We start from the raw sequence: 22325 nt of genomic DNA, 5'->3' as shown, positions 1-22325 counted from the left end.
CTCACAATAATTCAGCAAGCATAATCGCTGCTAACCGTGCTGTTCTATCTCCAAGATCCAAAGGGGGGGAAAGCTCCGCTATGTCAAGACTTACCACTTTGCCAGTTTGTACGATGTATTTCAACAGGGGTAATGCCTTCCAGGGAGTTAATCCTAACGGCTGTGGCGCACTTACACCTGGTGCGAAGCATTCTGCGAATGCGTCAAGACAAATGGATAAGTAAAGATGTTTATGTTGTGACATGAACTCATCCAAAAAAGCAGTTTGTGCTGAAAAACGCTCTTCATTAATTTCCTCTGCCGTCAAATAAGCAATATCCCAATCATGGGCGCGTTCGAACAAGCTTTTCGTATTGGCAGTTGGCTGGATGCCAAGACAGCAATAGTTAAATGGGAGGCCGTTTTGCTGGCAGTATTCATTGATTTGCCAGAAAGGAGTGCCGGATGTGCCTTGAGCATTCGATACAGGGCGTATATCAAAATGCGCATCTATGTTAATAATGCCAAGTTTGGGATAGTGGGCTGCCAACCCGCGGAAGTGCCCCCAGGCGATTTCATGGCCTCCGCCAAAAGCAATGGTTTTGCATCCTTGCGTGTGGCTGTAATCAATTAATTTTGCAAAATTGGCTTGAGCTGCTTCCAATTTTTCATCCGCACACATTACATCGCCTAGGTCGAAAAAATGCTTTTTGGTGTGACATGCAAGCCTCGCAAGTTGGGTACGCAGTTTTTCCGGGCCAGAACGCGCGCCTGTACGCCCTTCGTTACGCCGTATGCCTTCGTCCGAGCAAAAGCCGACGATGACATTTTGTTTTTTGGTATTGGCCAAAGGCTCGCTGCGTAGATCAAGGCATTGAACGCGCTGAAAAAAACGCTCGCCCGGCAAGCTGTCCTTACGCCCTTGCCAAAGAGAACTATCAGGCGGTTGGTAATAGTCTAAGTCATGCAGCATCATCATCTCCTTTTAGCAAGAGCATATACTAAACTGAAAAATTGCTATTGGAAATTGATGATTGCAGCAAGAAGCATATCCAGATCGTTGCCACAGGGGTGAAAGGACAAGTCATTGCAGGGGCAATGATGAGTGCTTTATCAAACGGAATTTTTATGATACATCAGCAAAATGCGCTCGTCATTCCTGAATTCGAGGACGACCTCGCCCATTGTGGGTTATGTAATACGGGACGACCCGATATATTAAGTGAGATGCAATATGGCTTGGATTTATCTTTTTCTGGCGGGTCTTTTGGAAATAGTTTGGTCATTGCTGATGAAACAATCTCATGGTTTTACAAGGCTTATACCTTCTTTATTGACTGTTATAACCATGGTGGCCAGTTTTATCCTCTTATCCATCTCGATGAAAACGCTTCCTCTTGGAACAGCGTATACGGTTTGGACAGGTATCGGTGCAGTCGGAGCATTTTTAGCAGGGATTATACTTCTTGGAGAACCAGTCAGTTTTTTGCGAATTATGGCTGCAGTGTTCATAACCATTGGATTAATCATGATGAAATTTTCTTCCGGGTAACTTAAACCAGGTGTTACTAATCTCAATCTAAAATCAGGAATAGGAAGCACTAGCGTTTAAGTGTATTCCACCTGATATTCAACGTGAAAGCAGATGAGCTATAGATGAGGTGAATGCAGTTCAAATAAGCAAGCTTGCATTGGGCTCTTCCCTAATTAAATCATTCTCCACTTGAGTTGAGAGAAACTTGAGACGGCGCATTAATGAACCGTGCAAATTGATTTTATCATGGCCTATTGATGCAAGTTGTTTAACCAGGTGATGAATTATTTCATCGATATTTTGTGGTGGGTTCTTCGAAAAATAAGTTAAAGCATCGCGCACGAGATGGACATGGTGTCTATTCCAGTGAGCTGTAAAAAATAATTCAAGCCAATTTGATTTTGCGTAATCTTTCAAGAGAACAAGCGCATTTTCAACAGGGCTTCTATCTGCATGCCATTGCTTGGCATAGGCAGCGTAACTTCCGGAATAGGTAAGCTCAATTTTGATTTCTTTTTCTGTGCTGTGCCTAATGAATTGTTTTGCCACTTCATCCATGTAGAATTTAATCTGTTTTGGATCTTCTTTGCTGTATTGACTATAGCGTCCTGAATTATTGTTAAGTACCCATTTACCCTCTCGATATCCCAATTCGCCGGCAATAAAAGCCTGGCCCTCTTTCGGCAGTGCGCTACCCTGTGCAGAAAAATGGCAAGCCAAGGTGGGGTGGCCTAATATTCCAGCCTTTTTTAATTGCGGTAAGATTTTGGAATTAAAGAAGTTAAGCTGCTCGGTATTTTGCCTGTCTATAAACGCCTGTGGGTATTTCCATGGTTCTTCAATCCCTAGGATCAATTCTTTTTTAGCATTATATACCCATAGATAGTTCACATCTTTTATTAAATTTATTTTTTGGGAAGAATGATGCAGATTGGTATAACCTAAATTAATCCGTTGAGATTCATACCGATTTAAATGGCTCGGTTTCAATAATGGGAATTCTTTTTTATTCGACGGATTAAGTTGTTCATAAATCAATTTAACAGAAGGATGTTCAATTTCTTGTAAAGATTGATGGTCCGGTTGATGTTTTGCAGCATCGGATGTCTGCTTTGAGACTATTTTTTTAAGCCAGCTGATGAATGACATGGGTTTATTTTAAACAAAATACAAATGTAAAAAACATAATGTTTTTATTATAACAAAAATGAGGGTTTGCGTAATCTTAAATTCAAGTTCAAACTGAATTGAAAGGCAGCATTTGCAAATACCTGTGTTGAAGCAGATGCTATGTAAAAACAGGTCTGCTATTATTTCTGATTTTAATACAGGAGCTTGGCGTGTTCGTAATCACTGGGGGAGGAACCGGGATAGGAAAAGCTTTGGCGCAGGCTTTGACTGCACGCGGCAAATCGGTGCTAATTATAGGCCGGCGTACAAAGCCTTTACTGGAAATGAGTTCTGCTTCTTCACTGATCCATTATTGCACGGCTGATGTTTCTACCAAAGCGGGTCGGGAAAAGGTTTTAAGCCATTTAGAAAGTACGGATAAGTTGGAAGGATTGGTTAATAATGCAGGTGTTGTTGAGCCGATTATGCCCATCAATGCAATTGATGAAGCTTCCTGGCGGCACGTTATGGCTACGAATGTAGAGGCTCCCTTGTTTTTAACGCAAGCCTTGCAAAATAAATTAAGCGGCGGCCGCGTGCTGAATATTGGCTCCGGGGCTGCCTATTTCCCAGTTGCCGGTTGGGCGGCTTATTGCACTTCCAAGGCGGCATTATCGATGCTGACGCGTTGCTGGCAACTGGAATCGCAGGAAATTGCTTGCAGCAGCGTAATGCCGGGAATCATTGATACGGACATGCAAGCCCTCATTCGCCACGCCCAATATATGCAGCCTGAAAAAATACAATTCTTCAAAAGTTTAAAGCAAAACGAACAATTGCTAACACCCGATACTGTCGCCCTTTTTTTATCTTGGCTATTACTCGATGTAACGAAAGAAGAATTCGTTTCTAAAGAATGGGATATTTACACTACGGATCACCATACTCATTGGCTGGTGCCGCCTCACCGGGTACCTGTATGGTGATCAACATGCCTTGCGATCAATTATTGCTGAATGCAACCCTACTTGATAAATATGGCTTACAGCATGCAAATCATAGCATTGCTATCCAAGGCGGCACGATCATGTGGGTTGGGGATAGCGGCGACCTGCCGCCTGAATACCTGCAAGCCGATGTCGTGGAAGATTGCCATAATAAATTAATTACGCCTGCGTTTATTGATTGTCATACGCATCTTGTTTATGCAGGCAACAGGGCGGAGGAATTTAAAAAACGCCTGGAAGGTACGTCTTATGCGGAAATAGCAAGGAATGGCGGCGGCATCTTATCGACAGTGCGGCAAACGCGGGCCGTGTCGGAGGAGGAATTATTCCTGCAATCCTTGCCAAGACTACTCGCTTTACGTGCTCAAGGCGTGTTGACGGTTGAAATAAAATCCGGTTATGGCCTTGATTTGCAAACTGAATTTAAAATGTTGCGAGTGGCACGCGAGCTTGGCAAAAAAGCTGAGGTCCGCGTAAAAACTACTTTTCTGGGGGCGCATGCCATCCCCCCTGAATATGCTGGCCGGAATCAAGCTTATGTCGATTATTTATGCAGTGAAATGCTGCCCCAGATTGTTGAGTCAGGGTTGGTTGATGCAGTGGATGTTTTTTGTGAATCGATAGGGTTCACACTCACGCAAACCGAGCAAATTTTCAGTCGCGCTCAGGAACTTGGCTTGCCGGTTAAATGTCATGCGGAGCAATTATCTAATATCGGCGCCAGCTTTCTTGCTGCAAAGTATGCCGCTTTATCCTGCGATCATCTTGAGTATTTGGATGAAAAAGGGGCTATGGCACTGGCGGAAGCGAAAACTGTAGCCGTTTTATTGCCAGGGGCTTATTATTTCCTACGGGAAAAAAACAAGCCGCCTGTGGAGGTATTACGTGCAGCTGGGGTGGGCATCGCAATCGCTACGGATTGCAATCCCGGTTCATCGCCAACGACTTCCCTTTTATTGATGCTGAATATGGCTTGCCAACTGTTTTCGCTTACTGTGCCGGAAACATTGAGTGCCGTAACCTATCAGGCGGCCAGGGCTTTGGGCATTGAGCGCAATGTAGGGAGTTTGGAAGCTGGTAAAACTGCGGATTTAATCCGTTGGTCTATTTCTGATGCAGCAGAACTTTGTTATCAATTTGGTTTTACCTTTGCTCATGAAACCATGTTGGCTGGAAAGTGGAAATCATTCTAATTAGGACGCACTATGATTAAAAAGTTAGTTTATGCAGCTGTCTTTGGATTTTTGCTCCATGGCGCATGCGCAAAAACACTTGAAACGGTACAGATCCAACAAGAAAAACCCTCCTATATTTTGGATCTTAAATATCCTCATGGTTTTCCCGAACATTCGATTAATGAAATGCTGGAACAATGGGTGCAAAAAAAACAACGCCAATTCCTTTCTGAAGTGGCAAAAAATAATGACTTGCCGGCTTCTGTACCGGGTAATAATGGCTTATCCATCAATTACCAAATTATGTATCAACAAGCGAAAGCCTTGAGCATCCTGTTTGACTTGTCTACTTTTATGCGTGGGGCTGCGCATCCTGCTAACAATAAAGAAGCATTTAACTTTATCAATGGAAAACCCGTTTCTTTAGAGAATTTATTTATTCCGGGTCATGACTATCTAAAGATACTATCCCAATATTGCCGTTCGCAATTATTAAACAATAAGGACTTAGAAAAAAATTGGGTCTTGGCAGGAACAAAACCTGTAAAAAAACTTTATAAAATTTGGTATTTTACCGCGAATGGCATAGCGATTGTATTTGATACCTATCAAGTTGCCCCCTATGCATTGGGGCCGCAAACAATTGAAATTCCACGGCAAAATTTTAAAAACATACTAAAACCCGAAATCTCGGTAAGCATATGGGGTAGTTAATGAGCAGTACGCAGCCTTTCATTTCTGCAGAAAAAAAAATCCCTGAATTAACATTGCGCAGCATCATTCTGGCCGTTTTATTAACCGTCATACTGGCCATGTCCAACGCTTATCTGGCGTTAAAATTAGGGATTTTAACTTCTGCATCCATTCCAGCCGCCATCATTTCCATGGGAATATTGCGCTTGTTTAAAAACTCAACCATTTTAGAAAATAATGCTGTACAAACAGCGGCTTCGGCTGGTGAAGCTGTAGCAGGCGGAATTGTGTACACTATTCCGGCTTTGGTGATCATTGGATTTTGGTCACATTTTGATTATTTCACCAATTTTTTTATTGCAGCTGCCGGCGGGATCCTGGGTGTGCTTTTTTCTATTCCGCTAAGAAGAGTTTTGGTTAATGAAGAGTCATTAAAATTTCCAGAAGGCAGGGCTATTGCGGAAGTGCTTAAAACATCGGCTGAAAAAATTGGCATACGCAATATCGCACTAGGCGGGTTAGTCGGTGCTGCATTGGAATTATTACAAGTGGGGTTTAAAGTTCTTGCCAATAGCTGGAGTTATTGGTTTGTAGCACAGCGCTCCATATTTGGTTTTGGCGCAGGGTTTTCCGCCACCATGATTGGTGCTGGTTACCTGGTTGGGCAAGATATGGCTTTGAGTATTTTTTTAGGCGCAGTGATCTCTTGGCTCATCGCATTACCTATTGCCAGCCAATTTTATCCGGAGTTTTTAAGTAAATACCCTACCGAGCAAGCAGCTCATTTTTTGTGGAACAGTGAAATGCGCTATCTTGGCATCGGTGCGATGCTGTTTGCGGGGATATGGACGTTTATCAAGTTAATAAAACCGCTGATAAAAAGCATCCGTATTTCATTGCGTGCTTTTATGGCCCGCAGCAATGAAAAAATAGAATTGCCGCGTACCGATAAAGACATTCCAATGCCTTTTATCTTAAGCGGGATATTGATTCTTGCGGCATTGCTGTTCCTGTTTTTTCAATTTAATTTTCCACTGGCTCAAGCGGGACTTGAGGGGGATTTTTCTCCCAGTTTGATTTTTTTCATGGTTTTATATGTGTTAATAGTAGGTTTTTTGTTTTCGGTTATTACTGCTTATTTCTCCGGCATGGTTGGAGTTACTGCCAGCCCGGGCAGTTCCGTAGTGATTGCTGGCATATTGTTTGCGGCTTGGTTGTTATTAGGCGTAATTCAAATTGCCATGCCTTTGCCGCTCAGCAATGAGCAAATCATGGCAGCTGAGGCAATTACCATCATAATTGGTTCCGTCGTCACAGGTATTGCGGCTATTGCCAATGATAATACCCAGGATTTAAAAGTAGGGCAGTTAGTGGGTGCAACGCCGTGGAAGCAGCAATTAATGCTGTTATTGGGGGTTATTATTTCCGCACTGGTTATTCCTCCCGTCATGCAGATTTTATTTAACGTATACGGGATTGCTGGGGTCATGCCGCACCCAGGCATGGATGTGAGCCAATCTCTGCCAGCACCAACTGCCGCACTTCTTTCTGCTGTAACCGAGGCGGTATTCCGCAACACATTGCCCTGGGCCATGATGCTGGTTGGAGCTGGCATCATTTTATTAATTATTTTTTGTAACCGTTTTTTCAAGCTGATGCGATTTGTGCAATTATCAATTTTAGGCATTGCAATTGGGATGTATTTACCCATTGCTTCTTCGTTTCCTCTATTTTTGGGCGGATTGATAAGCATGTTTATTAACTGGCGGCTGCGCCAGAAAAATTTAAATCCGGGCAGGATGAATGAGCGTAAGCAAGTGGGTACTTTGATTGCGTGTGGCCTGGTGGCTGGTGCGGCATTGATGGATGTACTGCTGGCTGTTCCTTTTTCTATTGGGCATAGCCCTGATGCACTGCGCCTTGCTCCTTTATGGTGGGATAATTATGGCGTTTTATTAAGCGTTATTTCTATTATTTTGCTGGCGGCATGGATTAAAAAACGTACATTAGGCCATCTTGATTAACTTGATTTAAAGGGGTTCAGCGGCTGATAGCTGAACACCCCAACCCCCCAAAAATCTTCCCAGCAAATAAATTACAGGTTTTCGACTTTTTCCTTGTTTTGTAACAATTTTTCTTTGGCTTGTTTAGCTTGTGCCAATTTTTCCTGTTCTTTTGCAATGATATCCGCTGGTGCTTTATCAGCAAAGTTAGGATTATTTAATTTGCCTTCCGCTAATGAAATATCCTTGTCTAATTTAGCGATTTCTTTTTCAAGCCGCTGTAACTCCGCTTGTTTATCAATAAGGCCTGCCATCGGGATGAGCAATTCGATTTCACCTACCACAGCAGTTGCAGACGCAGGCATTTTTTCTTCTGCGTGCAGGCAATGGATTTCACTTAACTTGCTTAATGAATGCAACATGGAAGAATATTTTTGTATTCTTTCTCTAATTTGCGTTGATGCATTGCGCACATACAGGGGAATCAGTTTTGCCGGACTAATCGCCATTTCGCTGCGAATTGTGCGGATGGATTGAATAACTTTTTGTAGCCATTCAATTTCTTCTTCAATGGTTTGATTGATTAAATCCTGTTCAACCTGCGGGTAGCGCGCCAACATGATGGTTTCGCCATTTTCGCTGGTTAATTTAGTGATTTGCTGCCAAATTTGTTCTGTTATGAACGGCATAATGGGGTGCAAAAGCTTGAGGATTTGATCCAAAACATGGATTAAAGTCCGCCTGGTGCCGCGTTTCATGGGAGCCAGAGCTTCTTCATCATAAAGCACGGGTTTTGATAATTCTAAGTACCAGTCGCAATATTCATGCCAGACAAATTCATACAGGGTATTTGCCAGCAAGTCAAATCGATACGTGGCAAAATAATGATGGCAAAGGTCTTTGACGCGCTGTAAACGGGATAAAATCCATTGATCAGCTGGACTGTATTGAAACGCCCCATCGCCAAAATCAACTTGCTCTTCATCCGTATTAAGCAGCACATAGCGCGAAGCATTCCACAATTTATTGCAAAAATTACGATAACCCTCCACCCGTGCCAAATCAAAGCGTACAATCCTTGAAGTAGAAGCGATGGAACAGAAAGTAAAACGCAAAGCATCTGTACCAAATGCGGGAATACCGTCCGGGAATTGCTTACGGGTTTGCTTGGTTACTTTATCGCGCACTGAATTCAGCATTAAATTGGCCGTGCGTTTTTCAATGAGGTGGTTTAAATCAATGCCATCGATGATGTCGATGGGATCGAGCACGTTTCCTTTGGATTTGGACATCTTTTTGCCTTCACTGTCGCAAACCAATCCGGTAATCACGATGTCGCGAAAAGGTATTTTTCCGGTAAATTTAAGACCCAGCATAATCATGCGGGCTACCCAGAAAAAGATGATGTCAAATCCGGTAAATAACACGGAGGTTGGATAAAATTGTTCTAAATCCTGGGTGCGTTCCGGCCAGCCTAAAGTTGAAAAAGGCCATAGTGCGGATGAAAACCAAGTATCCAGTACATCGTCATCTTGTCTTAGGAAAACCGCTTCATCCAGCTTATATTTAAAGCGAACATCATTTTCACTGTAGCCAACATATACATTATTTTGCTCATCATACCAGGCAGGAATTCGATGCCCCCACCACAGCTGGCGGCTGATGCACCAGTCTTCGATATTTTCCATCCATTGGAAATAAGTTTTACTCCAATTATCGGGAATGAAGCGAATTTCCCCTTTTTTTACGGCTTCGATTGCCGGCTCTGCCAGAGGTTTGGTTTTTACATACCATTGTTCAGTGAGTAATGGCTCGATGATGACATTCGATTTTTCACCGCGGGGTACTTTTAATTTATGCGGTTCCACCTTAACTAATAATCCCGCTTCCTCAAGATCCTTGATGATTTGCTCACGGGCGACAAACCGGTCTAATCCCTGGTATTTGGCGGGCGCGTGGCTATTAATCGTAGCTTTTTTGGTCAAGATATTGATTGAAGGTAAATCATGCCGTTTGCCGATTTCATGATCGTTGAAATCATGGGCTGGGGTAATTTTGACGCAACCGCTGCCAAAGTCTTTTTCTACATATTCATCAGCAATAATTGGAATCGTGCGGTCACACAAGGGTAAATGAGCATATTTACCAATCAAATGTTGATAGCGCTCATCTTCTGGATGAACCGCGATTGCCGTGTCACCGAGCAAGGTTTCCGGGCGGGTGGTGGCAATTACCAGGGATTCATCGCAACCTACGAGATGGTAACGAATATGCCAAAGAAAGCCGTCTTCTTCCTCAGAAATTACTTCCAAGTCGGAAATAGCCGTACCCAGTTTAGGATCCCAGTTAACAAGACGCGTACCGCGATAGATCAAACCTTCATCGTATAATTGTACGAAAACTTTTTGCACCGCTGCGGATAAACCTTCGTCCATGGTGAAGCGCTCACGCGTCCAATCTACAGAAGAACCAATTCGGCGCATTTGACGTGTAATGGTATCACCTGACTCTTCTTTCCATTGCCAAACGCGCGCCAGGAACTCCTCGCGTGTCATATCTTTACGGTATAAGCCTTCTTTCTCGAGCTGTCCTTCTACAATTAACTGCGTGGAAATTCCCGCATGGTCAGTACCCGGCTGCCACAGCGTACGAGATCCCATCATACGTTGATAACGGATAAGCGCATCGATTAAAGTATTCTGGAAACCATGTCCCATGTGTAAACTGCCTGTTACATTGGGGGGGGGCAGCATGATACAGAAATTTTTACCGTCTCCACGTGGCTCAAAATAATGATGGCTTTCCCACTTTTTATACCATTTTTGTTCGATTGCTTGCGGGGAATACGTCTTATCCATAATTTAAACCTGTACGTACGAATTAAAATCGCAAATTTTAACATATTCAGATGAGGTGAGGACAGAAATACTTGGGAAGCAGGTTAGGTAACAGGAAAATATTGCCGATCGGTAATATTTTTCCATTCAACAGACAAAAAACTTATTTTATTCCCGATCGGGAATTTTAGCTGGATTTTTTCAAAAAAGAGAGTTAAAATTCCCGTACGGGAACATAGAAACCACCATGATGTTATCGACTGACAACATAGGGCATTTTATTCGCAGAGTCCGTAAAAAACTTGGCGTGACGCAAAAAGACTTAGCTTTAGCTGCTGGCACAGGCTTGCGTTTTATCATTGAATTGGAAAATGGTAAACCCACTTGCCAGATTGGAAAGGTATTACAAGTACTGCAAGTGCTTGGCATCCAGCTCCATCTCTCCCATTCCGAGGTAGAAGATGCCTAAATTGAATGTTTATTTAAAGCAAACGCTCGCAGGAAAATTAAATATCGACGCGCATGGCAATATGGCCTTTAGTTACGATAAACATTATTTGGAGAATAAGAAAAATTCTCCTTTATCTCGCTCACTTCCTTTACAAACTACACCTTTTGCGGAAAAACAATGCCGCCCATTTTTTAGTGGACTTTTACCAGAGGCACATTTACGCGCATCAATTGCTCGCCAATTGGGCATTAGTGAAAACAATGATTTTGCGCTCTTGCACGCCATTGGCGGCGAATGTGCAGGGGCAGTAAGCATGTTACCAGAAACAGTTCCTTTAACCCAGCTAAACCCGGAATATAAACTCATCAAGAAACAAGCTGTAGGGGAAATTCTGCAAACCATGTGGCAAAGACCGATGATAGCGGGTGAGGAAGGAATACGTTTATCTTTGGCTGGGGCACAGGATAAACTTCCAGTAGCTATCATTGCTGGGGACATTGCCATACCACTGAACGGCGCCCCCAGCACCCATATTTTAAAACCAATCAATCGCGATTTTCCTTCGTTGATTAAAAATGAGTGTTTTTGTTTGTATCTGGCACGTAAAATTGGTTTAAATGCAGTGGAGGCATCGATACATTATGCTGGTGCTACGCCTTATTTATTGGTTAAGCGCTATGATCGGATTGAAACAAAAGAAGGAATTCAACGTTTACACCAGGAGGATTTTTGTCAGGCCATGGGCATTATCCCGGAAAGGAAATATCAGCGCGAGGGAGGCCCTGCCATTCGGGATTGTTTTCAATTAGTCAGACAGGCATCCAGTTTTCCAGTTCTTGATATAAAAGAATTATTAAAAGGGATTTTGTTTAATTTAATTATTGGCAACAATGATGCGCACGGTAAAAATTTTTCTCTTATTTATCAGGAACAACAAACGCGTTTAGCTCCGTTCTACGATATGATTTCAACCGTATATTACCCAGAACTTACAACTAAAATGGCGATGAAAATTGGCAGTAAATACGATTTTAACGCCTTATCTCTCCGCCACATAGAGCAGATGGCTAGGGAAGCTGATATCTCGGTCGCATTAACGGGGAAAATGGCTCTTGAAATCACCAATAAAATCCTGGATGAAATACCCGCAAGCGAATTTAGCCCACTTATCATTGCGCGTGCACATAAAATGATGCTTCGCTTGCAAATGGCAAAATAGGGGGTCTTCCCGTACAATGCTTCTTGGTTAATAGTTGATGCAGTTGTTGTTTAAAATCATAAATGGCAGCAATGGCGGGCTGCTGTTCCAAATAGCGATTACGTTTGTTTAAGCGCAATGGTGATAGATTTTCGGGCTTGGTTTTCAAGGCCATGAGGGTACCTCTTTGATACTTCATGGCAGGGTCAATCTGATGAAAGGTTTGCATACTAAGTTGGTTAATTAACCGTATAACATGAAATCTATCAGCCACAATTTTGGCATGAGGGAAAAAGCGTTTGACTAAAGCACGATAGCTACTGCTTAAATCAATACAAACCACGCGGACACGCTCCTTACCCTCCAATGCTTTAAAATAGCTCTCTAAATCCCGCACAGAACGGCCTTTAACAATATCGAACACTTTATGCTTCCCTAAATCACACAAGGTAGTGATATAGCCTTGCTTCTTCGTAAATGAGTGCTCATCAATACCCAATACCCGAGGACATAGAGGGGATGTAATCCGTTTCTCTTGTCGTTCATAGCCATAATGATACCAGCGTTCTATTGTGGACTTTCCAGTATGAAAGTGACGGGCTAAATCCTTTTGACTTACCCCCTCCGTATGTCGGTGAAATACTTCTTTACGTAAGCTTTCCGTGGCTCGCTGGTATTTGCCAATTCCTGGAAAACGTTGGTTGAAATAGCGTTTACAGGAATAACATTGAAATTTATGAGCCTTGATACACAAGTAGCTATAACGTAAACCTAACGACTCATGACGTATCTTCCTCTCAAAACTATCTTTCTTCCTTAACCGCTTACCATTGCAATAAATACAGCGAACAACTCGGTTATAACTTATTTGTATAAAAACAGGATTGTTTCCTGTCACCTTGGTTATTGAATAACCAGGTAAATTTAGGATAATATCTTTCTTCGGCACTTTAATCCTCTTTTGACTGCAAAATCAAAGAGTTAGATTACTATAATCCGATTAAAGTGCCCCTGTATTTGGGGGAGAGCCAAAATAGGCTTGTTCATTCCGGACAGTAAAATGCGAGAAAGTCTGAATATAGCGCATGTAATCTGTCGCCATTTACATGCGCTAACTCTTATTCCGCTTGCTTTATTTCATTTTCGCCAGCAGTTGCCGGTTTGCGATCATGCCGGTGATCGGCTGCCAGGAAGGTATACATGGTAGGAACCACAAACAAGGTGAAGCAAGTCCCGATTAACAAGCCTGAGGAAATAACCAAGCCAATGTCAAAACGGCTGACCGCGCCTGCGCCTGAAGCAATTAACAATGGAATGACACCAAAGACCATGGCAGCGGTAGTCATCAATATGGGTCGCAAGCGGATGGCAGCCGCTTCTTCTACTGCGGCACGGCGATCCAGGTTTTTCTCACGTTGCAAATGGTTGGCAAAATCTACAATGAGAATTCCATGTTTGCTAATCAAACCGATCAAGGTAATTAATCCGACTTGCGTGTAAATGTTAATACTCGCCGCACCAAGATTTAAGGGGATTAATGCACCGCATATGGACATCGGTACACTGATTAAAATAATCAAAGGATCCCGGAAACTTTCATACTGTGCAGAAAGTACGAGAAAAATCACAATGATGGCCATGAAAAATGCAAAAATAAGGGCACTGCCTTCTTGAATGAATTGTCTGGATTGACCGCTATAATCTTCCATGAATCCTTTTGGTAATATTTCTTTAGCTTGCTCCTGCAGATAGGCAATCCCTTGACCCAAGGTAACTCCTGGCATCATGACCCCCTGAATAATTGCAGAATTCAATTGTTGGAAATGCGACAATTCATTCGGCTGAGTTTTGGCAACCGGGGTGACTACCGTTGACAGCGGCACCATGATTTTGCCGGCAGTAGGGACATAAATTTCCCCTAATTGCGCTGGATTGAGGCGAAACTTTCGGTCCAACTGCGGGATGACTTGATAACTGCGTCCTTTTAAATCAAAAAAATTAACATACCCGCCGGATAATGCACTGGCCAGGCTGCTGCCGATGGTGCGCATATCAAGCCCCAAATCCGAGGCTTTCGAGCGGTTGATATCAAGCTCAATTTCGGGCTGATTAAATTTTAAGCTATTATCCAAAAAGATAAAAAGACCGCTTTGCTTAGCCTTGCTGAGCAAGTTATTTGATACCTCAAACAAGCTTTGGAAATCATTAGTGGTTTTTATGACAAACTGGATAGGCGTGCCTCTGCCGCCTCCTGGCAAAGGAGGCGGGATAACAGCAAAAGACATTAAACCGGGGACTTCATTTAATTTATTTTGTAATGGTTCTTTGAGTGAAAACTGGCTTTTACGTTGATCCCAGGGCTTGAGCACCATTCCTGACATGGGTTGCTTCATGTTAATGGCAAAATAATGTTCAGTTTCAGGAAAACTCTGGTAAATTTTTCCAAACATTTTGGTATAGGTTTCAACGTAATTCAATGTTGCATATTGCGGTGCTGTACCAATAATAAAGAAGAATCCCTGATCTTCCTCAGGAGCGGTTTCCTTTGCCGTGGTTATATAAAGATAAGGCAAAACGAGCAGTACGACAGCAGCAAAAACCAGCATGATGCTTCGCGTTTCCAGCAAACTGTGCAGCATGCGTTTGTAGCGGACGTGCAAGCGTTCAAACAAATTATCCAGAAAACGGGTGAACCGGCCGCTACTCAATTCCTTGGATAGAATTTTCGAGCACATCATCGGAGATAAAGTGAGTGCGATGACGCCGGAAATAATTACCGCACAGGCGAGGGTAAAAGCAAATTCTTTGAACAATGCGCCGGTTAAACCTTCCATAAATCCAATTGGAGCATACACGGCTGCCAAGGTAATGGTCATGGCTATGACGGGTGTTGCGATTTCACGTGCACCGACAAGCGCTGCATCAAATGGAGTTTTCCCTTCTTCAATATGGCGATGAATATTTTCAACCACCACGATCGCGTCATCCACAACAAGACCAATTGCCAATACGAAAGCAAGCAGGGTAAGCAGATTAATGGAATATCCTAAAAACAGCATTAAGGTACATACCCCCACCAAAGAAAGTGGGATAGTGACAATGGGGATGAGTACAGAGCGGAATGATCCCAAAAATAAAAAAATCACCACGATGACTATCAAGGCAGCTTCGACGATGGTTGCAATCACTTCATGAATCGAGGCACGGATGAATTCGGTCGCATCGTATACAATGGTTGCGGTCAAGGAGGGGGGTAACTGTTTTTGGATATCCGGGAAAATTTTTCTTACATCGGTGATGACCGTCAAGGGGTTGGCTGTAGGCGTTGGTGTGATCCCGATAAATACCGCTTTTTTATCATCAAAGATTACGGATGTGTCGTAGGATTGCGAGCCTAAAGTGATTTTAGCAATATCACGCAAGCGAATAATGGAATTGCCGTCGCTGCGGACAATGAGCTGGCTGAATTCATCAACGTTATTTAAATTGGTTTTAGCGCGAATGCTGATGGCAACGTATTCGCCTTTTGTATTTCCTGCCGCGGTTAAAAAGTTGTTATTCGCAAGTACGGTAAATACGTCCGCCGGAGCAATCCCCAGTGCCGCCATTTTATTGGGATTTAAAAAGATACGCATCGAATAAGTTTGCCCGCCCAAAATTTCAGCTTTGGCGACTCCATCGACGGTTTGCAACTGCGGTTGAATCACCCGTGTTACGTAATCGGTAATTTGTTGCGGTGTCATCTCCGTGCTGTCAAAGCTCATATACAACAAAGCAGTGGAAGTATCCGAGCTTTTTACGATTACCGGTTGCTGTGACTCAGGAGGTAATTGGTTTAAGGTTTGTTGCACCTTACTCATTACGTCAGTGAAGGCAACTTGCGGGTCAAAATTAAGTTTGATATTCAAGGTAATGGTGCTGACGCCCTGGGTACTGCTCGACGTCATGTAATCGATGCCTTCAGCACTGGCGATCGCGGCTTCCAGAGGTGTGGTAATGAAGCCTGCAATCAAATTGGCATCGGCACCTGGATAAGCAGTAGTTACGGTAATGACGGTATTATCCATGCGTGGATACTGACGGACTTGCATGCTGGTAATTGAATTCAAGCCAAACAATAAGATAAGCAAGCTCACCACAGTAGCCAACACTGGACGTCTGATAAATAAATCTGTAAATTTCATGCATTAATTCCGCTGTGCACCTTAAAAGGTGCAATGATGTTCAATTTAAATTCCTGTGGTTTAGCAGACTATTGCCCTAAATCATCGGGATCCACCGTTTCATTAAGCTGAATATCATTATTAATCACTACGCGAGTGCCATCCTGGAGTTTAATCTCACCGACGCTGACGACTTCTTGTCCGGCACTGACCCCTTTTTTGATCATGGTAAAGTTTCCTTCCTGTTCTCCTGTACTCACAAAGGCGCGTTTGACCACCAAAATATCCTTACCCTCCTTATCTTTTTTCCCATCCTTTTCAATCAGGAAAACGGAATTGCCATATAGGCTGAAGGAAATGGCGGTTGTTGGCAGGACAACCACATTGGGAATGGAAGGTTGTTCCACCTCGATGTCGGCAAACATGCCGGGGATAAAATTAAATTCATGGATTTTGTTTTTGGTATTTAATTCGCTGTCGCAAGCCACGATGATGCGGTTTCCCTGTTTTTCTTTTTTAGCTTTAATCAGTGTGGAATGCAAAGGATCCTTTAAAGCCTTGGCTGGGCAGTTAGGAATGGTCGCTTGCACTAAAATATTATGCGTATTGATATCAACTTTTGCGTTAATTGCGGTAATTTTTCCTGTAAACAAGATGCCTGGGTTTTGTTCGACTGAAAAAGTTACTGCCTGATTCAAATGCAATTTTTTAAGCAATTGTTCGGGAAGATAGAATTCCAAAAACAAGGGGTCAAGGGATTGCAGGGTCACAATGGAAGTTTGCCCCGGGCTAATAAACTGGCCCAAATTGACTTGGCGGATACCCAGCTGCCCGGAAAAAGGAGCGCGGATGTGCTTTTGTCGAATCGTCGCTTCTGTTTTTTCAACATTTGCCTGTGCCTGCAGCATCTTGGCTTTGGCTTCATCAAGACTTGAAGTTGAGGTAGCACCACGCTTAAATAAATCCGCTTGCCTTTTATAATTAATATCCTGTAAGGCTAATTCAGATTGGTTAAACTTCAAGGTCGCTTGATCCACACTGTCATCAATATCAATCAAGGGTTTATCTTTTTCAATAAATTGCCCTGAATCAAAGTGAATGGCGACTACATTCCCTGATGCTTGTGAGTTTACTTCAACCCCATTAATGGCGACAAAATTTCCCACGGCGGCAATGTGCGGTTGCCAGTCTCTTTTTTGTGCTTTCACAGAAGATACGGTAACTGCAGGCGGCTCATAACTGGCAAAAAAGCGCTTGATCATAAAACCTTTGAACAGGTTAAAGCCAATGATTCCGCCAAAAACTACGAGCAAACCGATGAGCATGATGGTCATGCGTTTCTTCATTATTGTTTTCATCTACCCAATGTATCCTTATCTGTCGCGCAACGTAATGCAGTTATTTTTTTATGCTATAAATTCGTTCCCTACTCAGTGATGATAGTCAGCCAGAGAGATGTATGGAATTGGAGGAATTAAGCAGCAGTAATATTAACATAAATAATTGGTAAAAATAGAATCCCTAAAAATAGATTGTGTGTTTATAATAAAAGCCTGTTGACTAAATTAAATACTTTGTTACCATCTAACCTCCGTTTAAAGCGAGGTTCAATTATGAAAATAAAGTCGCTCATTTTTCTTTGTTGTTTCGGTTTGTTGAGTAACGTTTTTGCAGGAACAAACCAGCACATTCATCCCAAGGCTAATGATCAAAAAGGGCAACAAGTTTCTGCAGCATATTCGAATTGTGATATTACAATCATTAACAATAGCTTCGATAATGTACAGGTTACTGGCACATTCGATGACGGCTCCCCGTTAATTCCTTTCAGCGTGTATAGCTTTGAAGCACCGCATTATATCAGCCTTTACTATTATAATTACTGTCATAGCGGCATGTATTTGACGATACGTACTTTCAATGGTCATATGATTTACAATGCTTATACTCCAACTAACATGACCATACGCATTGTGCCCTATCTCAATAACCAGCTGAAAGCAGAAGTAAGCGCCAAGTAAGAAAAAGGTGCGAGATTTCTCGCGCCGGTTTTAACCAATAGGTAATATTATGAAATATATCGCTTTAACTTTAATGGCTTTTCTGGCTGCTTGCAGCGGAGACAATAAGCCTGCTGCTCCGCCTAAACCGCAAGCGAGTGTACAGAAATCTCAAGCTGTCGCCGGCAAAAAAGAAGTAAAGAAATCCGCTGTGAAGCAAGCGCAAAACAAAGCGGAGATAACGATTGTTGCTCCGCCCGCAAAGCCTGAAGTCACTCTTGAGCGTACAGACGGTGTAAATCTTATGCCTGGCAATATCCATGAGCATGCCCGTCATTCCGTGCACAAGCATCATCATCGGGCTCATAACCATCATGGTCATGGCGAGCAGGGTGAAATTACGGTTGCTGCCAGAAATAAAAGTGTTCACAAACATGAGCACCAAAGCCGGCAAAATGTACACGGCCATGCGGATAATCTTCATCAGCATGCCAACATTGCTGATTCCAACGTGCATGGGCATGACTAGGATAAAACAGTGTGCTACCCTTGTTAGGTTTAGCCTGATTTCACATCCCATAAAGTCTGGTGGCGTGCGATGCTACCAGACAATCTTAAATTGCTAAACAATGGATTATTAATCTCGAAAACAGCAAAGGAGATATAATGCTAAGGACGTTTAAATTTTTAATGCTGCCCGTTTTCGCTTTGATCATCATTGCTTGTGCCGCCACCCCCACCCAGGAGAGTACAGGAGAATATTTGGATAGTTCTGCAGTTACAGCCAAAGTAAAAACTGAATTGTTAGACAAGTTAGGTGCCAAAGGCTTTGAAATTAAAGTTAAAACTTATAAAGATGAGGTACAATTAAGCGGTTTCGTCGATAATGATACGCTAAAGCAACAAGCTGGGGCTATTGCTGCGGATGTGGATGGCGTTAAAAGCGTTCGTAATGATTTAATTGTCAAATAATGGCAATACGTGAATAAGGAAAATTATGTTTGACAAACAATATACGATTGCAGGATTTGATGATGAGCTTTGGGAAGCCATGCAAGCTGAAAAGAAGCGGCAGGAAGAACACCTCGAACTCATCGCTTCAGAAAATTATGCCAGTCCGCGCGTTTTGCAGGCGCAAGGTTCATTGCTCACCAACAAGTATGCAGAAGGCTATCCCGGCAAGCGTTATTATGGCGGTTGTGAATATGTGGATGTAGCGGAAACTTTAGCCATTTCCCGCGCCAAGCAATTGTTCGCTGCAGCATATGCAAACGTACAGCCTCATTCTGGATCGCAAGCAAATGCCGCTGCCATGATGGCATTATTGAACCCTGGTGATTTGGTTTTAGGCATGGCATTACCGCACGGGGGACATTTAACACATGGTTCTCAAGTCAATTTCTCTGGAAAAATTTACCGTGCCGTGCAGTATGGGCTAAACACTGAAACCGGTTTAATCGATTATGAGGCTTTGGAAAAACTCGCTTTGCAGCATAAACCCAAAATGATTATTGCGGGTTTTTCTGCTTATTCACAAGTCGTGGATTGGGCTAGATTCCGTGCCATTGCCGATGAAATTGGTGCTTATTTGCTGGTGGATATGGCACATGTTGCCGGGTTGGTTGCTGCAGGCTTGTATCCTTCACCAATTCCTTATGCAGACGTTGTGACTTCAACAACGCATAAAACATTAAGAGGTCCGCGTGGCGGCCTTATTCTTGCCAGAGCAAATGAAGAAATTGAAAAAAAATTAAATTCAGCTGTATTCCCTGGCATCCAGGGCGGGCCGTTGATGCATGTCATTGCAGCCAAAGCCGTAGCGTTTGCTGAAGCTTTATTACCGGAATTTAAATCTTATCAACAACAGGTAATTCGTAATGCCAAAACCATGGCGCAAGCCTTGCTCGCGCGCGGGCATCGCATTGTTTCCGGAGGCACGGAAAACCATCTGCTACTGCTGGATTTAATTGACAAGGATATCACTGGTAAAGAAGCGGATGCTGCTTTGGGGCAGGCTAATATTACCGTGAATAAAAACTCTGTCCCCAACGATCCGCGCTCCCCGTTTGTTACCAGTGGATTGCGCTTAGGTACCCCTGCTGTAACCACTCGGGGTTTTAAAGAAAAAGAGATTCAGCTTATCACTGACTGGATTGCTGATATCCTGGAAAATATTCACAATACACAAGGAATCGCCAGAATAAGAGAGCAGGTTTTAGCTTTGTGTGCTGAATTTCCCGTTTATCGTGATTAATTATGTTTTGTCCTTTTTGCCGTGCTGAAGAAACCAAGGTAGTGGATTCACGTTTGGTCGCCGATGGCACCCAAGTCCGCCGCCGCAGGCAATGCCTTGTCTGCCATGAGCGTTTTACTACGTTTGAAATTGCGGAACTCATCATGCCAGTAGTAATTAAACGCGACGGGCGCAGAGAAGCATTCAACATTGAAAATTTGCGGGCGGGTATGTTGCGTGCCTTGGAAAAAAGACCTGTCAGTGTGGATGCTTTAGAAGAAGCAATTGTCGCCATCATGCAAAAGATCAGACAAAAAGGTGAGCGGGAAATTGATTCCCGTCAAATTGGGGAATGGGTTATGGAGCAATTGTATCGCCTTGATCATGTTGCTTACGTGCGTTTTGCCTCCGTGTACAAACGCTTCAAGGATGTGAGTGAATTCAGGCAAACGATTGATCAGATGGATGGCGATAAAAAGTAAAAGGATTTTTATAAGCAAGGCAAGGACGTAGTTAACAAATAAGTAAATTCGATAAATCCTCATGAGGTAACCGTGGATAATCAAGATATTAAAGGTAAACGGCGCGCAAGAAAGCTTGCCTTACAAGCTTTGTACCAGTGGTTAATGTCCGGCAGTGAGCCGACTGAAATTGAAGCACAGTTTCGTGCTGGCAATGATATGTCAAAAGTGGATGGCAATTATTTCCGGCGTGTATTGTACGGGGTTCCTGAGCATGTGAAAGAGCTTGAAGCTGCATTTACCCCTTTTCTGGATCGGCCCATTCAAAGTTTAAACCCGATTGAACTTACCGTGTTGCGTTTGAGTGCTTTTGAATTGATGCACTGTCCGGAATTGCCTTATCGTGTAGTTTTGGATGAGGCTGTGTTATTGACCAAAACGTTCGGTTCGCAAGATGGCTATCGCTATGTGAATGGGGTATTAAACAACCTTGCCCAGCAAGTGAGAATGGTGGAAATCAGCAGCAATCATGAATGAATTTGCATTGATTGAGGTTTTTTTTAAATCCATTGTGCATACGCGTGATGACGTTGTGCTGGGAATTGGCGATGATGCGGCCTGTCTTAGCATTCCTTTAGGGAAACACTTACTGGTTAGTTCCGATACTTTGGTTTCTGGAATTCATTTTTTAGCTGATTTTGATGCCTTTGATATCGCTTATAAAGCAATCATGGTCAATATTAGCGACATAGCTGCCATGGGGGGGGAACCTGCCTGGGTATCTCTGGCGTTGACATTGCCGGAATGCAATGAAGTTTGGTTAAAGCGTTTTAGCGAAGGCTTAACTGCAGCTTTACTTCCTTATAATATAGCTTTAATCGGTGGTGATACGACTCGAGGTCCATTAACAATTACCGTGACAATTCATGGGCTTGTTGCTGCTGGAAAAGCCGTGGCGCGCAGTGGCGCCAAGGCTGGCGATGCAATTTTTGTCAGCGGTGAATTAGGGGCTGCCGCTTTGGCAGTTGACTATTTATCTTCTGGACATGTAGAGGATAAGGAATTACTCATGGAAAAATTATTGCATCCCATTCCCCGTGTCGATCTCATCCCTTATCTACAACAATACGCAACGGCTGCAATTGATATTTCAGATGGCTTAAATGCGGATTTAAATCATATTTGCGATGCCAGTGGCGTTGGCGCATGCCTGGATCTTGAGCAAATCCCTGTTCACCCTGTGCTTAAGAAACACCGTCCGCATAAAGCGCTTGCGATGGCATTACAGGGTGGGGATGATTACGAATTGTGCTTTACCATTCCCCGCGAGCATGAACAAGAATTTAAAAAACAACTCAAGCAGCACGGCAAGCGATGCGTTAAGATTGGCATGATTGAAGAGGCGCGCGGATTAAGGGGGCGACGGGGTGCATGCATTGAGAGGTTGCCGGTAAAGGGTTATAGTCATTTTTGATGGCTCC

General features: G+C 43.1%; 19 protein-coding genes and 1 pseudogene. 14 read left to right on the top strand and 6 right to left on the bottom strand.

The features are described from left to right. Nucleotide 1 precedes the first annotated feature (1 nt). On the bottom strand, nt 2-952 hold the full coding sequence (hutG, locus tag NKV53_RS01440; RefSeq protein WP_126953601.1) for a formimidoylglutamase: 951 nt from the start codon (nt 950-952) through the stop codon (nt 2-4). 261 nt (nt 953-1213) lie between these two features. Here hutG and NKV53_RS01435 point away from each other — a divergent pair, with 261 nt between their 5' ends. Continuing rightward, nucleotides 1214-1531, top strand: coding sequence for a multidrug efflux SMR transporter (locus tag NKV53_RS01435; protein WP_126953602.1), 318 nt, complete (start codon nt 1214-1216; stop codon nt 1529-1531). A 120-nt stretch (nt 1532-1651) separates the two neighbouring features. Here the strand turns inward: NKV53_RS01435 and NKV53_RS01430 are convergent, their stop codons facing one another. Beyond that, on the bottom strand, nt 1652-2662 hold the full coding sequence (locus NKV53_RS01430; protein ID WP_253350577.1) for a DUF5617 domain-containing protein: 1011 nt from the start codon (nt 2660-2662) through the stop codon (nt 1652-1654). 191 nt (nt 2663-2853) lie between these two features. Between NKV53_RS01430 and NKV53_RS01425 the strand changes: the two genes are divergently transcribed. The 4 genes from NKV53_RS01425 to NKV53_RS01410 are packed head-to-tail and all read left to right on the top strand — an operon-like array spanning nt 2854 to nt 7522. Beyond that, the gene (locus NKV53_RS01425; protein WP_253350576.1) at nt 2854-3609 is read left to right on the top strand and encodes an SDR family NAD(P)-dependent oxidoreductase; all 756 of its coding nucleotides are present in this window, start codon (nt 2854-2856) and stop codon (nt 3607-3609) included. Beyond that, complete coding sequence (gene hutI / locus NKV53_RS01420) at nt 3603-4823, top strand: imidazolonepropionase (protein ID WP_253350574.1); 1221 nt, start codon at nt 3603-3605, stop codon at nt 4821-4823. Before NKV53_RS01425 ends, hutI begins: the two co-directional genes overlap by 7 nt. Before the next feature lie 12 nt (nt 4824-4835). Continuing rightward, a complete protein-coding gene (locus NKV53_RS01415) occupies nt 4836-5519 on the top strand; it encodes a DUF3298 and DUF4163 domain-containing protein (protein ID WP_126953605.1) in 684 nt (227 codons plus the stop codon). Then, nucleotides 5519-7522, top strand: coding sequence for an OPT family oligopeptide transporter (locus NKV53_RS01410; RefSeq protein WP_127057384.1), 2004 nt, complete (start codon nt 5519-5521; stop codon nt 7520-7522). The genes NKV53_RS01415 and NKV53_RS01410 overlap by 1 nt, the downstream gene beginning before the upstream one ends. A 71-nt stretch (nt 7523-7593) precedes the next feature. On the opposite strand, the gene NKV53_RS01405 is transcribed toward NKV53_RS01410, so the two are convergent. Continuing rightward, entirely contained in the window at nt 7594-10359 is a 2766-nt protein-coding gene (locus NKV53_RS01405; RefSeq protein ID WP_127057383.1) for a valine--tRNA ligase, read from the bottom strand. Nucleotides 10360-10585: 226 nt separating this feature from the next. On the opposite strand from NKV53_RS01405, the gene NKV53_RS01400 reads away from it, so the two are divergent. Beyond that, nucleotides 10586-10807, top strand: coding sequence for a helix-turn-helix transcriptional regulator (locus tag NKV53_RS01400; protein ID WP_126953608.1), 222 nt, complete (start codon nt 10586-10588; stop codon nt 10805-10807). Then, a complete protein-coding gene (locus tag NKV53_RS01395) occupies nt 10800-12008 on the top strand; it encodes a type II toxin-antitoxin system HipA family toxin (RefSeq protein WP_233579708.1) in 1209 nt (402 codons plus the stop codon). The genes NKV53_RS01400 and NKV53_RS01395 overlap by 8 nt, the downstream gene beginning before the upstream one ends. Nucleotides 12009-12012: 4 nt before the next feature. Here NKV53_RS01395 and NKV53_RS01390 read toward each other — a convergent pair. The 3 genes and pseudogenes from NKV53_RS01390 to NKV53_RS01380 form a co-directional block, all read right to left on the bottom strand. After that, nucleotides 12013-12936: pseudogene (locus NKV53_RS01390) on the bottom strand (ISL3 family transposase); the annotation flags it as partial. A gap of 169 nt (nt 12937-13105) precedes the next feature. Further along, nucleotides 13106-16171, bottom strand: coding sequence for an efflux RND transporter permease subunit (locus tag NKV53_RS01385; protein WP_126953610.1), 3066 nt, complete (start codon nt 16169-16171; stop codon nt 13106-13108). 68 nt (nt 16172-16239) lie between these two features. Beyond that, nucleotides 16240-17496, bottom strand: coding sequence for an efflux RND transporter periplasmic adaptor subunit (locus NKV53_RS01380; protein ID WP_126953674.1), 1257 nt, complete (start codon nt 17494-17496; stop codon nt 16240-16242). 267 nt (nt 17497-17763) lie between these two features. On the opposite strand from NKV53_RS01380, the gene NKV53_RS01375 reads away from it, so the two are divergent. From NKV53_RS01375 to thiL, 7 genes are all read left to right on the top strand, one after another. Further along, complete coding sequence (locus tag NKV53_RS01375) at nt 17764-18171, top strand: hypothetical protein (protein WP_126953611.1); 408 nt, start codon at nt 17764-17766, stop codon at nt 18169-18171. Nucleotides 18172-18220: 49 nt separating this feature from the next. Beyond that, complete coding sequence (locus NKV53_RS01370) at nt 18221-18679, top strand: hypothetical protein (protein ID WP_126953612.1); 459 nt, start codon at nt 18221-18223, stop codon at nt 18677-18679. A 137-nt stretch (nt 18680-18816) separates the two neighbouring features. After that, on the top strand, nt 18817-19122 hold the full coding sequence (locus tag NKV53_RS01365) for a BON domain-containing protein (protein ID WP_126953613.1): 306 nt from the start codon (nt 18817-18819) through the stop codon (nt 19120-19122). Between the two features lie 25 nt (nt 19123-19147). Further along, nucleotides 19148-20404 carry a serine hydroxymethyltransferase gene (glyA, locus tag NKV53_RS01360; RefSeq protein WP_253350572.1) on the top strand — a complete coding sequence of 419 codons (1257 nt, stop codon included), beginning with the start codon at nt 19148-19150 and terminating at the stop codon, nt 20402-20404. Nucleotides 20405-20406: 2 nt separating this feature from the next. After that, nucleotides 20407-20865, top strand: a complete 459-nt coding sequence (gene nrdR / locus NKV53_RS01355; protein WP_126953615.1) for a transcriptional regulator NrdR — start codon at nt 20407-20409, stop codon at nt 20863-20865. 72 nt (nt 20866-20937) lie between these two features. Continuing rightward, nucleotides 20938-21381 (top strand): transcription antitermination factor NusB, encoded by a 444-nt coding sequence (nusB, locus tag NKV53_RS01350; protein ID WP_126953616.1) that lies wholly within the window; start codon nt 20938-20940, stop codon nt 21379-21381. Further along, on the top strand, nt 21374-22318 hold the full coding sequence (gene thiL / locus NKV53_RS01345) for a thiamine-phosphate kinase (RefSeq protein WP_127057283.1): 945 nt from the start codon (nt 21374-21376) through the stop codon (nt 22316-22318). Before nusB ends, thiL begins: the two co-directional genes overlap by 8 nt. Nucleotides 22319-22325 lie beyond the last annotated feature (7 nt).

It is taken from the genome of Legionella sp. 27cVA30 (genome assembly GCF_024160945.1).
GTDB lineage: Bacteria > Pseudomonadota > Gammaproteobacteria > Legionellales > Legionellaceae > Legionella_A > Legionella_A septentrionalis.
This window is presented reverse-complemented; position numbering and strand designations above follow the sequence as displayed.